General features: G+C 68.4%; 9 protein-coding genes. 4 read left to right on the forward strand and 5 right to left on the reverse strand.

Annotation, left to right across the window (positions count from 1 at the left end):
- The first annotated feature begins 321 nt into the window (after positions 1-321).
- Both ACIBVN_RS32565 and ACIBVN_RS32570 read left to right on the forward strand, forming a co-directional pair.
- Positions 322-1677: a family 43 glycosylhydrolase gene (locus tag ACIBVN_RS32565; RefSeq protein WP_397142954.1), complete on the forward strand. Its 1356-nt coding sequence runs from the start codon at positions 322-324 to the stop codon at positions 1675-1677.
- Between the two features lie 47 nt (positions 1678-1724).
- The gene (locus ACIBVN_RS32570; protein ID WP_397142956.1) at positions 1725-3209 is read left to right on the forward strand and encodes an RICIN domain-containing protein; all 1485 of its coding nucleotides are present in this window, start codon (positions 1725-1727) and stop codon (positions 3207-3209) included.
- Positions 3210-4222: 1013 nt separating this feature from the next.
- Here ACIBVN_RS32570 and ACIBVN_RS32575 read toward each other — a convergent pair.
- Positions 4223-4888 carry a response regulator gene (locus tag ACIBVN_RS32575; RefSeq protein ID WP_397142958.1) on the reverse strand — a complete coding sequence of 222 codons (666 nt, stop codon included), beginning with the start codon at positions 4886-4888 and terminating at the stop codon, positions 4223-4225.
- Positions 4885-6063: a sensor histidine kinase gene (locus ACIBVN_RS32580; RefSeq protein WP_397142960.1), complete on the reverse strand. Its 1179-nt coding sequence runs from the start codon at positions 6061-6063 to the stop codon at positions 4885-4887. Before ACIBVN_RS32580 ends, ACIBVN_RS32575 begins: the two co-directional genes overlap by 4 nt.
- A gap of 110 nt (positions 6064-6173) precedes the next feature.
- Between ACIBVN_RS32580 and ACIBVN_RS32585 the strand changes: the two genes are divergently transcribed.
- Positions 6174-7010, forward strand: a complete 837-nt coding sequence (locus tag ACIBVN_RS32585) for a S1 family peptidase (RefSeq protein ID WP_397142962.1) — start codon at positions 6174-6176, stop codon at positions 7008-7010.
- A gap of 160 nt (positions 7011-7170) precedes the next feature.
- Here ACIBVN_RS32585 and ACIBVN_RS32590 read toward each other — a convergent pair whose 3' ends face one another.
- On the reverse strand, positions 7171-7746 hold the full coding sequence (locus tag ACIBVN_RS32590) for a GNAT family N-acetyltransferase (protein ID WP_397142964.1): 576 nt from the start codon (positions 7744-7746) through the stop codon (positions 7171-7173).
- Positions 7747-7901: 155 nt separating this feature from the next.
- Between ACIBVN_RS32590 and ACIBVN_RS32595 the strand changes: the two genes are divergently transcribed.
- The gene (locus ACIBVN_RS32595; RefSeq protein WP_397142966.1) at positions 7902-8429 is read left to right on the forward strand and encodes a GNAT family N-acetyltransferase; all 528 of its coding nucleotides are present in this window, start codon (positions 7902-7904) and stop codon (positions 8427-8429) included.
- 104 nt (positions 8430-8533) lie between these two features.
- Here the strand turns inward: ACIBVN_RS32595 and ACIBVN_RS32600 are convergent, their stop codons facing one another.
- Both ACIBVN_RS32600 and ACIBVN_RS32605 read right to left on the reverse strand, forming a co-directional pair.
- Positions 8534-9754 (reverse strand): hypothetical protein, encoded by a 1221-nt coding sequence (locus tag ACIBVN_RS32600; RefSeq protein ID WP_397142968.1) that lies wholly within the window; start codon positions 9752-9754, stop codon positions 8534-8536.
- A 362-nt stretch (positions 9755-10116) separates the two neighbouring features.
- On the reverse strand, positions 10117-16368 hold the full coding sequence (locus ACIBVN_RS32605) for an amino acid adenylation domain-containing protein (RefSeq protein WP_397142970.1): 6252 nt from the start codon (positions 16366-16368) through the stop codon (positions 10117-10119).
- Positions 16369-16374 lie beyond the last annotated feature (6 nt).

A 16374-nucleotide genomic window follows, 5' to 3' on the forward strand; every position in this document is an offset into this window, starting at 1 on the left:
CTTTGGTTGTTCTCACAAACTCCGAATGATCACGCGGTGGCCGTCGCCATGTGACCCCAAGTCCTCAAGATCGCCAAGTGTCACTGGAGTACTAGGCGGTGAAGCGCGGGACGGATGGTGCGGGCTCTGTCGCGGAGGGTTACCGGATGACGGGGGTCACAAATTTGTGTGAACGTTAACATGACGATTCTCTGAATTACCACTTCTTGACGCGGGCGATGAAGGCGTTAACACTCAGGCACGGCTCGGCTTTTTGTGCGGTGAAATGTTAGCGCTAACAATCTATGCGAAGACAGCGCAGTTCCCCGAAAAGGAACCCCGATGTTCTTACGAAAGAGCCTGGCAACGGCGCGGCGGCTGCTCAGCCTTGCCGCGGCGGTCGTGCTCGCCTCCGTCCTGGGCGTGGTCGTCCCCGCCTCGCCGGCGCTGGCGGCACCCGGTCCGTCGTTCACCAACCCCCTCGTCGACACGCCCAACAGCGCGGACCCCTCGATCGTGTACAGCGGCGGCTACTGGTACTACGTGGCCACGACGTGGTCCTCGAGGATCATCATGCGCAAGTCGGCCACGATGGCCGGCCTGAAGACCGCGGCCGAGCAGACGGTGTTCACCCTGAGCCCCGGGCCCGGCTGCTGCACCATGTGGGCGCCCGACCTGCAGTGGATCAACAACCGGTGGTACCTGTACTTCTCGGCGGAGGCGTCGCCCGGCCAGGGTGAGCGCCGGACCGGCGTGCTGGAGAGCGCCGGCTCCGACCCGCTGGGCCCGTACACCTACCGGGGCATCCTCAACCTGGAGCCCAACGGCGGGTGGGCGATCGACGGCAGCGTTATCCGGTTCAACGGGTACCCGAACCACTTCGTCTACTCCGCGTTCCGCGGCGGGGAGCAAGGGCTGTTCATCGCCCCGATGTCGTCGCCGACCCAGGTCTCGCGGAACGGCGTCCGGATCTCGTCGCCGACGCTGTCGTGGGAGCGGCAGGGCTCGCCGGTCAACGAGGGCCCGTACGCCGTCTACAACGCCGGAAAGACCTTCCTGACGTACTCGGCGAGCTCCTGCCAGACGCCCGACTACAAGCTCGGCATGCTGACCTGGACCGGTGGCGACCCGATGTCGCCCAGCTCGTGGACGAAGGAGTCCACGCCCATCTTCCAGCGCAGCGACGCCAACGGCGTCTACGGCCCGGGTCACGCCTCATTCGTCAAGTCACCCGACAACACCGAGACCTGGGTCGTCTACCACGCGAACTCCTCCGCCGGCCAGGGCTGCGGCACCACGCGCACCACGCGGGCCCAGAAGATCAGCTTCAACTCGGACGGCTCGCCCAACCTCGGCGTGCCGGTCAGGACCGGGACCACGATCGAGGGTCCCTCCGGCGACTCCAACGCTTCGTCCCCGACGGTCTACCGGATCAACGTGCGTCACAGCGGCAAGGCCATGGACGTCCAGCAGCCGAACACCGACAACGGCGCGCGCGTCGGCCAGTACACCTACAACGGCAACGCCTGGCAGCAGTGGCAGTTCCAGGACGCCGGCAGCGGCTACTGGCGCATCATCAGCCAGCACAGCGGAAAATGCCTCGATGTGGTGAGCGCCTCGACCGCCGACGGTGCCGAGCTCATCCAGTACACCTGCGGCACCGACACCAACCAGCAGTGGTCGCGCACGGCCATCTAGCGATCGTCCCCGACATGACCGCGGATCCTTCCAGTGATTGGACATTCATGACTCTGACATCAGGACCATCGCGGAGCACCCGGTCGTTACGCCGGTTGCTGATCGCCCTGGTGGCGACCGCGCTCGCCGCGGCGGCGAGCCTCGTGGTCTCCACGTCGCCGGCCAATGCCGCCACCAGCCAATTCCGAGGCATGAACTGGGCCGTGCTGGGTGACAACTTCAGCACCGGCACGCTCGTCGTGCAGGGCCTGAGCCAGTCCGACAGCAACGCGACAGTACGCGCCAAGGCCAACGCCCTCTACGACGACATGGCCTCCACCATGGGGATCAACACCGTCCGGCTGCCCATCAACACTCACACCGTGGCCAACACCACTTGGTGGAACGCCTACCGCGGCGCCATCGACGCCGCCACCGCCCGTGGATTCAAGGTCATCCTCGCCTACTGGGAGGACGGCGCCGCCTCCGGCGGCCGTATCACCAACCTCGCGGCGTGGAACTCGATGTGGTCCAGCGTGACCAACACGTACGGCTCCGACAGCAACGTCTACTTCGAGCCGATGAACGAGCCGCACGGCTACAGCTCGGCCGAATGGCGCAACATCGCCGCCAACTGGCTGGACTACCACTACTCGGCCCCCGCGAACCGGGTGCTGATCGGCGGCACCGGCTACAGCCAGGACCTGCGGGACATCTGCAACGACAGCCGCTTCAACTCGACGCTGCTGTCCTTCCACCACTACGCCTTCTTCTACAGCGCGATGACCTACGACGCCTTCCGAAGCCACATTCAGACGCGTCTGGGCAACTGCGCCTCCCGCGCGGTCGCGACCGAGTTCGGCGCGCCGATGTCCACCGGCCTCAACTACGGCGACGCCAGCAGCACCGACAACTTCGTGCGCCACATCCGCGCCATGGCCCAGGTCATGCGTGACAACCACATGGGCGGCACCTACTGGCCCGCCCTCGGCGGCAAGCCGGGCAACATCGGCTACGACTGGTACTCGATGTACGCCCTGAGCGGCAGCGGCACCAATCTCAACTTGACCGTCCGCAACACCTCCGGCGCTGACCGGATCCGATATGCCTGGGGCGACACCATCGGCGGCGGCGACTCCACCTACCGGATCAACGTGCGTCACAGCGGCAAGGCCATGGACGTCCAGCAGCCGAACACCGACAACGGCGCGCGCGTCGGCCAGTACACCTACAACGGCAACGCCTGGCAGCAGTGGCAGTTCCAGGACGCCGGCAGCGGCTACTGGCGCATCATCAGCCAGCACAGCGGAAAATGCCTCGATGTGGTGAACGCCTCGACCGCCGACGGTGCCGAGCTCATCCAGTACACCTGCGGCACCGACACCAACCAGCAGTTCCAGATGGTCGCCAACGGCAGCTACTTCCAGCTCCGGGCACGACACAGCAGCAAATGCGTGGACGTACCGGCCGCATCGACCGCCGACGGCGTGATCCTCAAGCAGTATCCGTGCAACACCGGCACCAACCAGCAGTGGTCGCGCACGGCCATCTAACGGTCGTCTCGACGTGACCGCGGATCCGCAGTACGGCCCTCACGCCTCCGGTACCGAGCGCGTGCTGTGTGCTCGGTGCCGGGGAGCCGGACGGATCGGGAAAAGAGTAAGCGGTCGACGATACCACCGGCGCCTGGCCAATCTGCCGGCCAGGCACCGTGACGTGGTCGTCGAGCTGTCCACGGCGGCCCCATCGCGGATTCCCTCATTTCCGAACGATCATCACAGGTCCATAGGGAACCGCATCAAACCCTCTCGGGCCACAGGCCATCCCGATGACAGCTCGCCAATCGGACGTAAAATGGGACCAGTCAAGGGATGTTATCCGCGCCATGGTTGCTCGTTGGATGCTCGTCGGCACCTGATACGGCATAACGCCAGGCGGCATTCTTGGACATCTCAAAAGCTGGCAACACGTGACACCGCGACACAACGAGACACGATTCGATAGTGGCCGACGTTGCTTTTAATCCGTAGGTTCCGGGTTCGAGCCCCGGGCACCTTGCCACCATAGACCCCTTCCGACCTGGAGTTTCTCAGAATCTCCAACCTCCAGGCGAGAAGATGATCTCGGTTGGTTGCTCGGATGTTGCTCGCGTGCACGGACTGTGCCCGCGCGTCGGGGACGGTAGATCATTTCGCCGCCTACTGCATCGACAGACCCCTCGGACGGTCAGGAGAAGATCAGACGAGAAGGGTGCGGCGGGCTGCTTGGTCAGCATTCGGCAGGCCATATCAAGTGCGGGTCAGCCGCCAGCGTTCTCATACAGCTGCGGATTTTCGTCCACAGTAAGCCGGTGGGACGACCGGTAGACGTCGCCCGAGGCAGCCCCTTGAGGCGTGCGACCCTCTCTTGTGAGGTGGGGCCACGCGTTGGGTTCGCAGTGGCACCGTTCTGGCCTTCTCACCGGAACGGATAGTGCATGTTCCCTCGCGGTAGACCCTGGCGAGGGAGGGGTTGTGACCCTTGCGCTTGCCGGTCGCCCTGTATCTAGCCTCCGTGGTCAGTACAGCTAGCCGACGGTGACCAGGCCGCTCTCGTAGGCGGCGATCACCAGTTGGGCGCGGTCGCGGGCGTGTAACTTGGCCAGCAACTGGCCGATGTGGGTTTTCACGGTGGCCATGGTGACGATGAGGTGTTCGGCGATCTCGGTGTTGGACAGCCCCTGGCCGACGAGTTTGAGCACCTCGCGTTCCCGTGCCGTGATGCCGTTCAGGGAGCGGGCCGACCGTTGCCGAGGTTGCGGTTGTCGGGCGAACTCCCCGATGAGGCGCCGGGTCACGGAGGGCGCGAGCAGCGCCTCGCCACCCGCCACGACCCGGATCGCGGAGAGCAGGTCGCCGGGCGGGGTGTCCTTGAGCAGGAACCCGCTGGCGCCCGCGCGCAGCGCTGAGAAGACGTAGGCGTCCAGGTCGAAGGTGGTCAGGATCAGCACTTTCACGCCCGCGGTCGCCGGTTCCCCGCAGATCCGCCGGGTCGCCTCGATCCCGTCGAGTTCGGGCATCCGGATGTCCATCAGCACGACGTCCGGCCGTAGCGCGGTGGCCTGCTCGACGGCCTGCAGCCCGTCCCCGGCCTCGCCGACGACCTCCAGTCCGGGGGTGGTGCCGATCAGCACCGCGAAGCTCGCCCTGAGCAACCGCTGGTCGTCGGCGATCAGCACCCGGACGCCGGTCACGTGGGCACCCCCTCCAGGGGAAGCCTCGCGTGGACCAGGAACCCGCGGCCTGCCAGGGGCCCGGCGGTGAACTCGCCCCCGTAGACGGCGACGCGTTCGCGCATGCCGATCAGCCCGTGGCCCGGGGGGTGGCCGGTCGGAGCCCGGCGGCCGTCGTCGGTCACTTCAATCTCCAAAGCATTGTCCGTCCTGTCGACCCGCACCACGCAGCGCGCCGGAGCGGCATGCTTGATCACGTTGGTCAGGGACTCCTGCACGATGCGGTAGACCGCGAGCCCGATGGTAGCCGGGATGGTGTCGAGCCCGTCACCGATCCGCAGGTCGACCAGGGCCCCGGCGGAGGTCGCGTGGTCCGCGAGCTCGGCCAGCCGGTCGGCGGTCGGCGCCGGCTCCAGCTGCGCGGCGCCCTGCGGATCTTCGTCAACGGCGCGCAGCAGGCCGAGCATGCGCCGCAGCTCCCGGGCGGCCTCGCGGCTGCTGGCCTCGATGACGGTCAGGGCGGAGCGGGCCTCGTCGGGCCGCTCGTCGCCGACGTGGAGGGCCACGGACGCCTGCACGGTGATCAGGCTCAGGCTGTGCGCGACGCCGTCGTGCAGGTCGCGCGCGATGCGCAGCCGCTCGTCGGTCAGCACCTGCTGGGCGGCCCGCGCCTCGTGGTCCCGGCGGACGCGCACCGCGCGTCCCACCACCCACACCGCGACCGGAATGATCATCTGGGTGACAAGCATGGGTAGCGATCTGCCCCAGTCCGGCCGCGGCTCCAGCGCCACCGCGAAGAGGACCGCCGCGGAGATCCCGCCCACGGACAGGACGAGCGCGGCCACGGCACGTCGGGACGGCGCCGTCACGGCCACCGGGTAGATCGCGAAGACGAGGAGCAGGTCGGGCACGAAGGCCGCGTGGGGTGGCACCCACTGCAAGGCCACTACCAGCATGCTGGTTCCGGCCACGACCGCCAGCACCGAAACAGGCCAGCGGCGGCGGCTCGCCAACGGCAGCCCCATGAGAACTCCGGCGAGGATGGGCAGCGGCTCGACCCTCCCATCCGGCGGCATATGTTCAATGGTGGCCACCACGGCGACGAACGTCAGGAACACGGCGATCGCCAGGTCGCCGAGGAGCTGGAACACGGGCCGCATCCTCAACAGCAGCGGCGGCCGGAGATCATGGGTCATGGCGGAACGCTAGCCCGTGCCTGCCCGGCTCCGGCTCAGACCACGGTATGAGACCCATACCAGACCGTGCTCCGATGTTCCCGGCCGCCAGATTCGCGACCGTTGACGGCATGATCGAACGACGCGGACTCACCAGCATCTTCAAGAAGCGCGGCGACCGGGCCGGGCGCGGCCGGGCGCGGGGCCTGACACTCGCGGGGGTGGTCGGGGGCGCGGCGGTCCTCGCTGCGGCGATGGCGCCACCGGCGGGCGCGATCATAGGTGGGCGCGACACTACCGAGAACTATTCCTTCACCGTGACCCTGCGCGACGGCAAGGGCGTGCACTACTGCGGGGGCACGCTCGTCGCTCCGCAGTGGGTGGTGACGGCGGGACACTGCTCGCACGTCCCGGTCGGCCAGGTCAGCGCCAAGGTCGGCGGCACCAACGTCGAGAAGGGCGGCAGCGTGCGCCGCATCACGAAGATCGTCAGGCACCCCGACTACACCGCCGACCCGAACGACCTGCGGCACGACATCGCACTCCTCAAGCTGGACCGGCCGGTCCGGGAGGCGCCGATCAGGATCGCCGCCGGGTCCGGCGCTCCGAGAACCCAGATCCGTCTCCTGGGCTGGGGCATGACCTGCGAAGACGGAAACGACTGCCCGGAGCCGCCGGTCACCCTGCAGGAGCTGGACAGCGAGATCGTCCCCGACAACCGATGCACGGGCATCGACGCTGCGGGCGATATCTGCTCTGAACACCCCACCCAAAAGGCCCAGAGCTGCATGCTCGACTCCGGCGGCCCCATGGTACGCAAGATCAGCGCACACTGGGAGCTGGTCGGCGTCACCAGCCGCGACGGTGACGAGAAGACCAACCCGAACTGCGTCGGACCCGGGGTGTGGACCGACGCCGCAGCCTACAAGGGCTGGATCAGGAGAACGGCCGGCGTCGGAGCGCAGTAGCCCATGTGCTGAGAAACCTTCCATTTTTCGGGCTGCGGACCTTGTAAGGAGTCCGCAGCCCGGAACCTGCCGCCGCGGGTTGGCCGACGGTCAACGAGCTGACCTTCACCGTCACCTCTGTGCAGGGTTGGGGGCGATCGACGGTCCGGGGTTTCGTTCCTCAGCCCCGGCCCACCGGGTTTCGTGGCTGATCTGTTGGCCCCGGCAGATTGGCTGCGTAGATCCAATCGAGGCCGTCCTCTCCGCTTTCGTCGAGGTGTTCGGCCCGGGACAGGCCAGCACGGACCGCCACGCGTTGGGAGGCGACGTTGGCCGGCCTGACGCGGGCAATTAGCGGGAGGTCGGAGACATTTTCGGATGCCCAGGTGATGACCGCGGTCGCGGCCTCACTGGCGTAGCCCCGGCCCCATGCTGAGACGGCGAAGCGGTAGAACAGGTTGAGGACCTTCATATCGTGCAGTTGCATGGGCTTGATCCCGCAGAAGCCCAGTTGCTGGGCACTGCCGTGGCGTTGGACGACCCAGTACCCGTATCCACAGTTCCGCCATTGGTTGTTCCAGCGTTGATAGAGCTGTTCTGCCTCGTCGAACTGGGCGAGCGCGTCGGATGGATTGTGCAGGCTGGTTTGAGGATCCTTGTGAATCTCGAAGATCGCATCAATATCGGCTTCGGTCGGGGGCCGCAGCACCAGCCGGGCGGTCCTCAGCTCTACGCCTGTCGGGCTCAGGTCGTTCATAAGCAGATCGTAGAGTTCAGGACTGACGGCAACGTTGACGGGGGCAGCGCAGAGCATGGACTGGTGATCCCTCAATCCGACTTCGCCAGCGGGCCGCGCTGGTTCGATTATCACTGCTCCGACCATGAGACAGCGGTGACTGTAGGGTCTGCTTCATGGTGGAGTGGATACGCCTTCAACTGGATGTGGACGGGTTCGACGACGAGGCGTTCGAGCCCTACCTGCGGCGGGCGCGTGCGTCAGGCATCACGTTCACGACCATGGCCGATCTGGGTGACACGGAGGACCATCAGCGCGCGCTCTACAACCTCAACAAGACGTGCTCGGCCGATATCCCAGATCGGGGAGAGTTCTACACGTACGACCAATACGTCACACAGCGCATCGACGTGCCGACCTTCCACCCGGAGGGCGTCATCCTCGCGATCCACGACGGCGCGTGGATCGGCATGTCGACGACGTCCTTGCACGCGGCCGAGCGCCACGCCTTCAGTGAGATGACCGGCGTCCTCGCGCCCTACCGGGGAAAGGGGCTGTCGCTGGCGTTGAAGCTGCTGGCGATCCGTTTCGTCCGGTCATCGGGCTATCGGTGGCTCACGACGTTCCACCATCCGCGTAACACGTCCGCGATCACGATGAACCGACGTCTCGGCTTCGTCGATCAGCTCAGCGAGGGACTGTAGCCGTGCAAACCGAGATAGAGCCAGATCCGTTCTCGAACGGCGACCTGTGCTGATCTACACATGGCGCTCGGAGGACCACGGCAGATACCTACCCCACATTCGCGCTAGCGGGGGTGTGACTCGACAGCGGACCAGATATTCCCGGGATCCCCGATCGTGGACGACTTGTACCACGCCACCCCGAAGGCAGCGACGGCGGGAACGAGGTTGGCCAGCACAATGATCAACGTGGACCACCGCCACCCCATGAACTTTGTCACCCAGTCGAGCGTGATGTTGAACCGCGCGGCCACCCTCAACGCGGCTATCGCCAGGCACACGGCCACGGAGAAGCCCAGCGCGGACCAGTGAATCACCTCCAGCGCCCGGACGGATTCCGCGATGGCCCGCGCCAGCTTCCCGACCTCGATGGTCAGCCGGTTCCCCTCATCGATGTAGGTGACCATCCGTGCATCGGCAGCACCGCTTGCCTCGCCCTCCCAGAACGCGGTGACCGCCCGGCGGACGGCGTCGGTGTCGTGCCCGAACGCCTCACCGAGCTGGTAGGCGATCTCCCGTAGTTCGTAGACCGCCCGGTCGAGTGGCTCACCCGACTCCACCACCACCGCCGTCCACGCCAGAGCCCCGGCGACGACGGTCCAGCTCATTTTCCTACCGAGAGCCAGTCGGCGTTCGGTTGCCTTGCTCCACTCGGACAGCCTGGTCCTCGCCCGCTCCGCCTCACGTGAGTGATCGTCGGCATACATAGGGCGGTTTTCGGCCCTTGCCAGGCGGGCATCTATCTCGCGGTCGTTGATCAAGCGCAGCCGGTCATTTCGCTCGTCTTCGTACAGCATTTTCCCCACAGCGGCCTGCCCGCGCAGCCCCAGCCCGACGATGCCGCCGGCGAACCCTTGGAAGTACGGCCTCTCCCAGACCTTGCCGAAGCTCTCCCACATGCTCTCGAGGTGCCCATATTCGAGGTCGTCCTGCTTCTCGGGAGGTATCGGCAGCGAGGCTTTGGCTTGCTGGGCCGTCGCCACAACATCCAGGACATGCCTACCGGCCGCTGATTCCGCCCTTCTGTAGTTGCCGCCAGTCATCTCCAATGTCTGCGCAACATCATGGGCCTCGGCCACACCGCGGTCGAACGCTTGCCCGAGCCTGGCCCAGATGTCGTTGAACCCGCGCCGCGCGGGCCACTCACCCGCGATCCCGAGAGCCAGGCCAGGGAGAGAGGTGGAGTCGCCCCGATAGCGAAGCCCTTCCAGCTTCCCGGCGATCATGTCGAAGTCCATCGCGCCGGGCCCGAAGGGGTTTCCCTGGAGCGCGTATCCCTCCGCCATTCGCAGACATCCTCACTCTCGACGGTGGTCCGGGCGACGAGTCTAACGGTGTCGTACTAAGTACGATCTTGGTATGGCTTCCGTCGAGCTCGGTTGCGGGATTCTGGGCGGTTGCGGTCATTCTTTGCGAATCTGCTGGCGGCGGCGCCCATGTACGAGGGAACCTCGTCCGGCGGCGGCTACTGCAACACGTACTGCAACGGAGGCACACGACCGCTAACGTGCTCGGTGGCGGCGATGAACCGGCGCGAGGCGGAAGCGCCAGTCGGGAGACCCGTACCCGTCGCCCGCTCTGGCTGCTTCCGATGTCGATCCGATGGCCCCGCCCGCCGTGCCTTACGAGTGAACAGGGCTCGGTGAGGTCACAGCATGCCTTCCTCCACTTCGGCGGCGGCTCGGGCGATCGACGCGACGGTGGGTGCGGCGAACAGCTCCCGGAGCGTGATGGTCACGCTCAGGCGCCCGCGGAGGGCCTCGATGAGCCGGGTGGCCCGCAGGCTGTCGCCGCCGAGCGCGAAGAAGCTCTGGTGGCGTCCGACCTCGTCAAGATCGAGCAGGTCCGCCCAGATCGCGGCCACCGCTTCCTCCAGCTCTCCTCGCGGCGGCTCGACGGGCGCGGCCGGTGCGGAAAGCTTGGCGACGGCCGCCCGGTCCACCTTGCCGTTGGCGCTCAGAGGCAGCCGTGGGAGGGCGGCGAGCAGGTCGGGGCGCATGTGCTCCGGCAGGCGGGTCGCGGCGTGCGCCCGGACCGCGTCGAGGTCGGTCGACTCCGGCACCACGGCGGCCACCAGGCGGCCGTCCGACACGGCGGCCACCGCTTGGGCGACACCGGGAGCGTCCTGGAGCGCGGCTTCGATCTCGCCCAGCTCAATGCGATGTCCGCGGATCTTCACCTGCTGGTCGGCTCGGCCCAGGAACTCCAGGGTGCCGTCAGGCCAGTAGCGGCCCAGGTCGCCGGTACGGTACCAGCGCTCGCCGCCGGCCACGACGAACTGGGCGGCGGTGAGGTCGGGCGCGCTCCGGTAGCCGCGGGCCACGCCCTCGCCGCCGATCCACAGCTCTCCCGCCACCCAGTCGGGGCAGTCCCTGCCCAGGTCGTCCACCACACGGAAGCGCTGGTTGCGCAGCGGCCTGCCGTACGGGATCGAACGCCAGGCAGGGTCCACCGCCTCGACCTCGATGAGGTTGGACCAGATCGCGGCCTCGGTCGCGCCACCGAGGGCGACGAAGCGGCAGCCCGGGCTGGCTGCCGAGAGGCGGCCCGGTAGGTCGAGGCCCACCCAGTCGCCGGACGGCAGGGCGAGCCGGAGCGAACGCGGCAGGCCCACGGTCAGCAGCATGTCGAGCAGCGCGGGGACCGTGTTCCAGATCGTCACCTGGTGTTTCTCGACCAGTTCCAGCCAGGCGTGGGCGTCCCGCCGGATGTCTTCGGTGATGGTGACGACGCTGCCGCCGGCAGAGAGGGGGCCGAAGATGTCGTACACGGACAGGTCGAAGTCCAGGGCGGACACCGCGAGCACTCGGTCACCGGGCCCGATCGCGAAACGTTCGTTGAGGTCGGCGACCGTGTTGAGTGCCGAGCGGTGCGTGATTTCGACGCCCTTCGGATCGCCGGTGGAGCCGGAGGTGAAGATCACATAGGCGAGGCCAGGCGTGGTCACCGGAGTGGCGTCCACGACCTCTATCGACAGATCGGGCAGGATCCGCAAGCGTGCCTCTGCCAGCCGCAGGATCCGCTCCCGGCGAGCCGCCGGCTGGTCGATCCCCACGGGCACGTAGGCGCAGCCCGCCGCCAAGATCCCGAGCACGGCCACGATCTGGTCGGGGCCCTTGGGCAGGGTGACCGTGACCGCCTCACCCGGCTGCGCGCCGCGCGACTGAAGCTCGGCCGCCAGCCTCCGGGCGCGCTCCGCCAACTCGCCGTACGTGAGCGCGTCGCCCTCGCAAGACTGTACGGCGACCAGATCCGGCTCGGCGCCGGCCCGGCGGAAGAACTCCTCGTGCAGCAGCCGGTCGGGCACCGGTCCTTCGGTGGCGTTCACCGCCGCCCTGACCTCCCGCTGGCCGGCGGGCAGCAGGTCGGGCACCGGCCGGGACCAGTCGCCCGCCAGCCAGTCCAGCAGCGACAGGTGCGCCTCGAACATCGCGTCGAGGACGCCGGGCGGGAACAGCTCGTCCACGGCGTCCCAGCTCACCTGGATCCCGCCATCGACCTCGGTGACCTGGTAGTCCAGCCACACCTGCGGGGTCTGTGACACGCCGTACACCTGCTTGCCGAGGAGAGTGCCGCCCTCTTGCGCGGCGATCCCCAGTGCGCTGGTGAACACCACCGGCATGGTCACCGAAGGATCCCCGGAGATGCGGGCCAGCTCACGCAGCATCCATACGGTCGAGACGTCACGGTGATCGATGGCCTGCCAGAGCCGCCGCTGCACCCGGCGTACCCGATCCAGCCAGGTCTCGCCCGGTTCGGGCTCGTAGGGGACCAGGAGCAGCGAGGTGAAGTCGCCGAGCACCCGGTCGATGTGCGGGTGCACGTCCCTGCGGTCGAACAGGGTGAGGTTGAGCGTGACGTCGGGGCCGGCGCTCCACCTGCTGAGCACCTCGGCGTAGGCGGCCAGCAGGACCGCGGACGGGGTCAGCCCATGGTGCCTGGCACGCTCGATCAGGGCGTCGGGAATCGTGGCGGCGCGCCTGCTGAAGCGGGGTCCGGTGACCTCGGCCGGGTCTTTGGCCAGGGGAAGCCTGGGCGCCGGCGGCAGGGTGGGCAGCTGTGCGCGCCAGTGCGTGACCGAGGCCTCGGCGGGCGGCTCGGTGGCCAGTACGTAGTCGCGGAAGGACACCTCCACCGGCGGGAGCTGCGCGTCCGGGTCGTCGTAGAGCGTGCCGAGCTCGGCATAGAAGGTGAGGATGCTCAGCGCGTCCAGGATGAGGTTGTCCACACCGATGCCCAGCCGCGCCCGCCCGCTCTCGCCGTCTCGCGCCACACCGATCGCGAACAGCGGCCACTTGCCCGGGTCGAACACCGTGTGGGACATGGTTTCGCGAAGCTCGGTCACCTCGGCGACGGTGTACCACGGCGCCTCGGGCAGGATGCGCTGCTCGCCATGCTCGTTGAAGACCGCCCGAAGCATCTCGTGGCGCTGGATGAGCTTGTTGACCGCGGTCTCGAGCCGGGCCACATCGAGGTCGTCGACCTCGTACTCGCGGTAGAAGTGGCAGCTGACTCCGCCCAGCGTGAAGTTCTCGCTCCTGCCGAGCCAGTAGGCCCGTTGTACCTCTGTCATCGGGAAGGGCTCGTGCCGGTTCGCCGGGTCGGCGGCCAGCACCTCGGTCTCACGGCGCTGGGAGACGCTCAGGGTGGCGGCGAAGTCCGACAGCACGGGGTTGGCGAACAGGAGGCTGAGCGACACCCCGGGCAGGCCGTCCGCGCGCAGTCGGCTGATCAGCCGGGTGGCGAGCAGGGAGTCGCCGCCCAGGGCGAAGAAGTCGTGTTCTCTGCCGATCTCGGGCACCTGGAGGATCTCGGCCCAGGCCGCCGCCACTCGCTCTTCGACCTCGCCGGCGGGAGGGGTGATCTGCGGGGCTTCGGCGGCGTGCGCGGCGAGGCCACGTCGAAGCGCCGCACGGTCGATCTTGCCGTTCGGGGTGAGCGGCAGCGCGGGCAGCACGGCGATGAAGTCGGGGAGCATAGGACCTGTGAGCCGGTCGGCGAGAAACTCCCTCAAGCTCGCGACATCGGGCCGGCCGGTGACCGCGGCGGCGAGGCGGTGGTTCTCCGCGACCACCGCGACCCCCTGCGCGACGTCCGGGTGGGCGGTCAGCGCCGCCTCGATCTCGCCCAGCTCGATCCGGTGTCCCCGGATCTTCACCTGGTGGTCGGCGCGGCCGAGGAACTCCAGCGTGCCGTCCGGCCAGTACCGGGCGCGGTCACCGGTGCGATACCAGCGAACCCCTTCGAACCTCACGAACCGGTCGGCGGTGCGCTCCGGATCGCCGCGGTAGCCACGGGCCACCCCGGCGCCGCCGATCCACAGCTCGCCCGCCACCCAGTCGGGGCAGTCCCGCCCAAGCGCGTCCACCACCCGGCAGACGACGTTGCGCAGCGGCGTGCCGTACGGGATGGAGGTCCAGTGCGCGGGCACGCTGTCCACTTCCTGGACGGTGGAGTGGATCGCGGTCTCGGTGGTGCCGCCGAGGGCGACGAACCGGCAGCCGGGTGCGGCGGCGGAGAGCCGGCCGGGCAGGTCCAGGCCCACCCAGTCCCCGCCGAGCAACACCAGCCGCAGGGGCAGCTCCTCGCCGGGTTCGGAGACGGTGAGCAGCATGTCGAGGAGGGCAGGCACGCAGTTGAGCACCGTGCCCCGATGGGTTCTGAGCAGCTCGGCCCAGGTGGTCGCGTCGCGACGGCCGCTGTCGGAGGCGCAGATGACCGCGCCGCCCGCGGACAGCGGCCCGAAGAGGTCGTAGACGGACAGGTCGAACTCCAGTGCCGACAGGGCCAGGCTGCGGTCCTGGGGTCCGATGCCGAAGCGGTCGTTGAGGTCGTCGATGGTGTTCATGGCGGCCGAGTGCGTGATCTCGACGCCCTTCGGCTCGCCCGTGGAGCCGGAGGTGTAAAGGACGTACGCCAGCTCGGCGCCGTCCGCCGGTCCGGCGAGGGGCTCCGCGGTGACGTCCACGGAGTCGAGCACGTGCCGGACGCCTGCCGCCTCGAGGATGCGCCGGCGGCGAGCCGGCGGCTGGTCCACGCCGATGGGCAGGTACGCCGCGCCGGACGCGAGCACGCCCAGCACCGCGACGACCTGAGCCGGCCCTTTCGGTATCGAGATCGCGACGAGGTCCCCCGCACCCTGGGCTTTCAGGTGCCCGGCGACCTCGAGAGCCCTCGAGGCCAGCTCTCCGTAGGTCATCACACCGTCGCGACCCCAAAAGAGGGCCGGCGCGTCGGGCGTGGCCGCGGCGCGAGCGAAGAAGCCGTCGTGCAGGCGGCGGTGCTCGAAGGGGGCCGCGGTCGCGTTCACCTGGTGCCGCACCTGCGCCTGTTCTTCGGGCAGCAGCGCGGGGACGGGCTCCGACCAGGTGCCGCCATCGGCCAGCAGGCGGTCGAGCAGCCGCCCGTAGGCGGCGAACATCGCCTCGGGCACACCGGGTGTGAACGCGTCCTGTCTGACGTCCCAGTTGACCAGCAGCCCGCCGTTGAGCTCCGTGACCTGGGCGTCCAGCCACACCTGCGGGCCCTGGGAGATGATCCACGACGGTTCGCCGAAGCTGCCGGTGACCTCGGGGGCGAACAGCTCGCCCAGGCCCAGCGCGCTCGTGTACACCACCGGAGCGAGCACCTGTTCGCTGTGCAGCCGCGACAGGTCGCGCAAGACCTCGACTCCTGAGTAGCCGCTGTGCGCGACGTCGGCGTGGAAGCGCTCCTGCAGCCGCCGCGCCCGCTCGGCGAAGGATCCGGGCGCCCCGCCGTCCCATTCGAGGAGCACCGAGGAGGTGAAGTCGCCCACCAGCGACTCGACCTCAGGATGCAGCGGCTCCCTGTCGAACAGCGGCAGGTTGAGCAGGAACCGCGGCTCGGCGCTCCACGCGGTCAAGGTCTCGGCGAAGACGGCGGCCAGGGCCATGGCCGTGGTCAGTCCGTGCCCGCGTGCGGCCTGCTCCAGCCGGCGCACGGCCGAGGGCGGCAGCCATCGGTGATGCCTGACGACGGTGGCGGCCTCGCCGTGACCCGACACCGGGAGCTGCGGGGCGCCCGGCAGGTCGGGCAGGCGCCGCTGCCAGTGCTCGCGATCGCCCTCCTGCTGCACGGCGGAGCGTTGTGCGAGGTAGCGCGGATAGCTGTAGGTCAACGGTGCCGGCGCCGCGCCGTTGTAGATCCGGGCCAGATCGGACAGCAGCACCCTCAGGCTCAGCGCGTCGGCCGCCACCATGTCCAGATTGACATGCACGCGGGTGCCGCCGTCGGGCAGCAGGGAGAGCTGGACGTCGAACACCTCGCCCGCGCCGATGTCCATCGCCCGGTGGGACAGGCGGCGCCGTAGCTCGTCCAGATCCACCCCGTGGTGCACGGTGAGCCCCGGCCAGGGGCTGCGGTCGAGGATGCGCTGGGTGCCGTCGTCGAGGATCTGCACGCGCAGCATCCCGTGCCGTTCGATCAGCGCGTGCACGGCACGCTCCAGCCTTGCCGGATCCACCCCCGAGCCGTCGAACTCGTTGTAGAAGTGCGCCGCCACGCCGCCCAGCCGCTGTCCGGGCTGGCGACCCGCCCAGTAGGCGTGCTGCATGAGGGCGAGCGGGAACGGCTCCGCCTCGTCGATCCGGCTGTCGGCCGACGCGGAGGCCGGTGTGGAGGCCGGTGTGGCAGCCGGTGTGGCAGCCGGCGTGAGGGCCGGCGTCGGAGCCACTGGCTGCTGGGCGAGCAGGTCGCGCCAGGCGGCCAGGGTCGGCTCACCGACCAGGTCGGCGAAGCGGATCCGCGCCCCAGACCTCCGCCACTCGCCGGCAAGCCGCATCATCGTGATCGAGTCCATGCCGAGCTCGATGAGATTGTCGTGCTCGCCCAGCTCGGGCACGTCCAGCAGGTCCGCGAGCATGCCCCGCAGATCGTTCATCGAGAT

This window comes from Nonomuraea sp. NPDC049400, from assembly GCF_044466425.1.
GTDB lineage: Bacteria > Actinomycetota > Actinomycetes > Streptosporangiales > Streptosporangiaceae > Nonomuraea.

What these genes read in the sequence shown, in the direction of transcription:
- ACIBVN_RS32585 (WP_397142962.1), top strand. Translation starts at nt 6,174, where the DNA reads ATGATCGAACGACGCGGACTCACCAGCATCTTCAAGAAGCGCGGCGAC.
- ACIBVN_RS32600 (WP_397142968.1), bottom strand. Translation starts at nt 9,754, where the DNA reads ATGGCGGAGGGATACGCGCTCCAGGGAAACCCCTTCGGGCCCGGCGCG.
- ACIBVN_RS32605 (WP_397142970.1), bottom strand. Translation starts at nt 16,368, where the DNA reads ATGAACGATCTGCGGGGCATGCTCGCGGACCTGCTGGACGTGCCCGAG.
- ACIBVN_RS32595 (WP_397142966.1), top strand. Translation starts at nt 7,902, where the DNA reads ATGGTGGAGTGGATACGCCTTCAACTGGATGTGGACGGGTTCGACGAC.
- ACIBVN_RS32565 (WP_397142954.1), top strand. Translation starts at nt 322, where the DNA reads ATGTTCTTACGAAAGAGCCTGGCAACGGCGCGGCGGCTGCTCAGCCTT.
- ACIBVN_RS32570 (WP_397142956.1), top strand. Translation starts at nt 1,725, where the DNA reads ATGACTCTGACATCAGGACCATCGCGGAGCACCCGGTCGTTACGCCGG.
- ACIBVN_RS32580 (WP_397142960.1), bottom strand. Translation starts at nt 6,063, where the DNA reads ATGACCCATGATCTCCGGCCGCCGCTGCTGTTGAGGATGCGGCCCGTG.
- ACIBVN_RS32590 (WP_397142964.1), bottom strand. Translation starts at nt 7,746, where the DNA reads ATGAACGACCTGAGCCCGACAGGCGTAGAGCTGAGGACCGCCCGGCTG.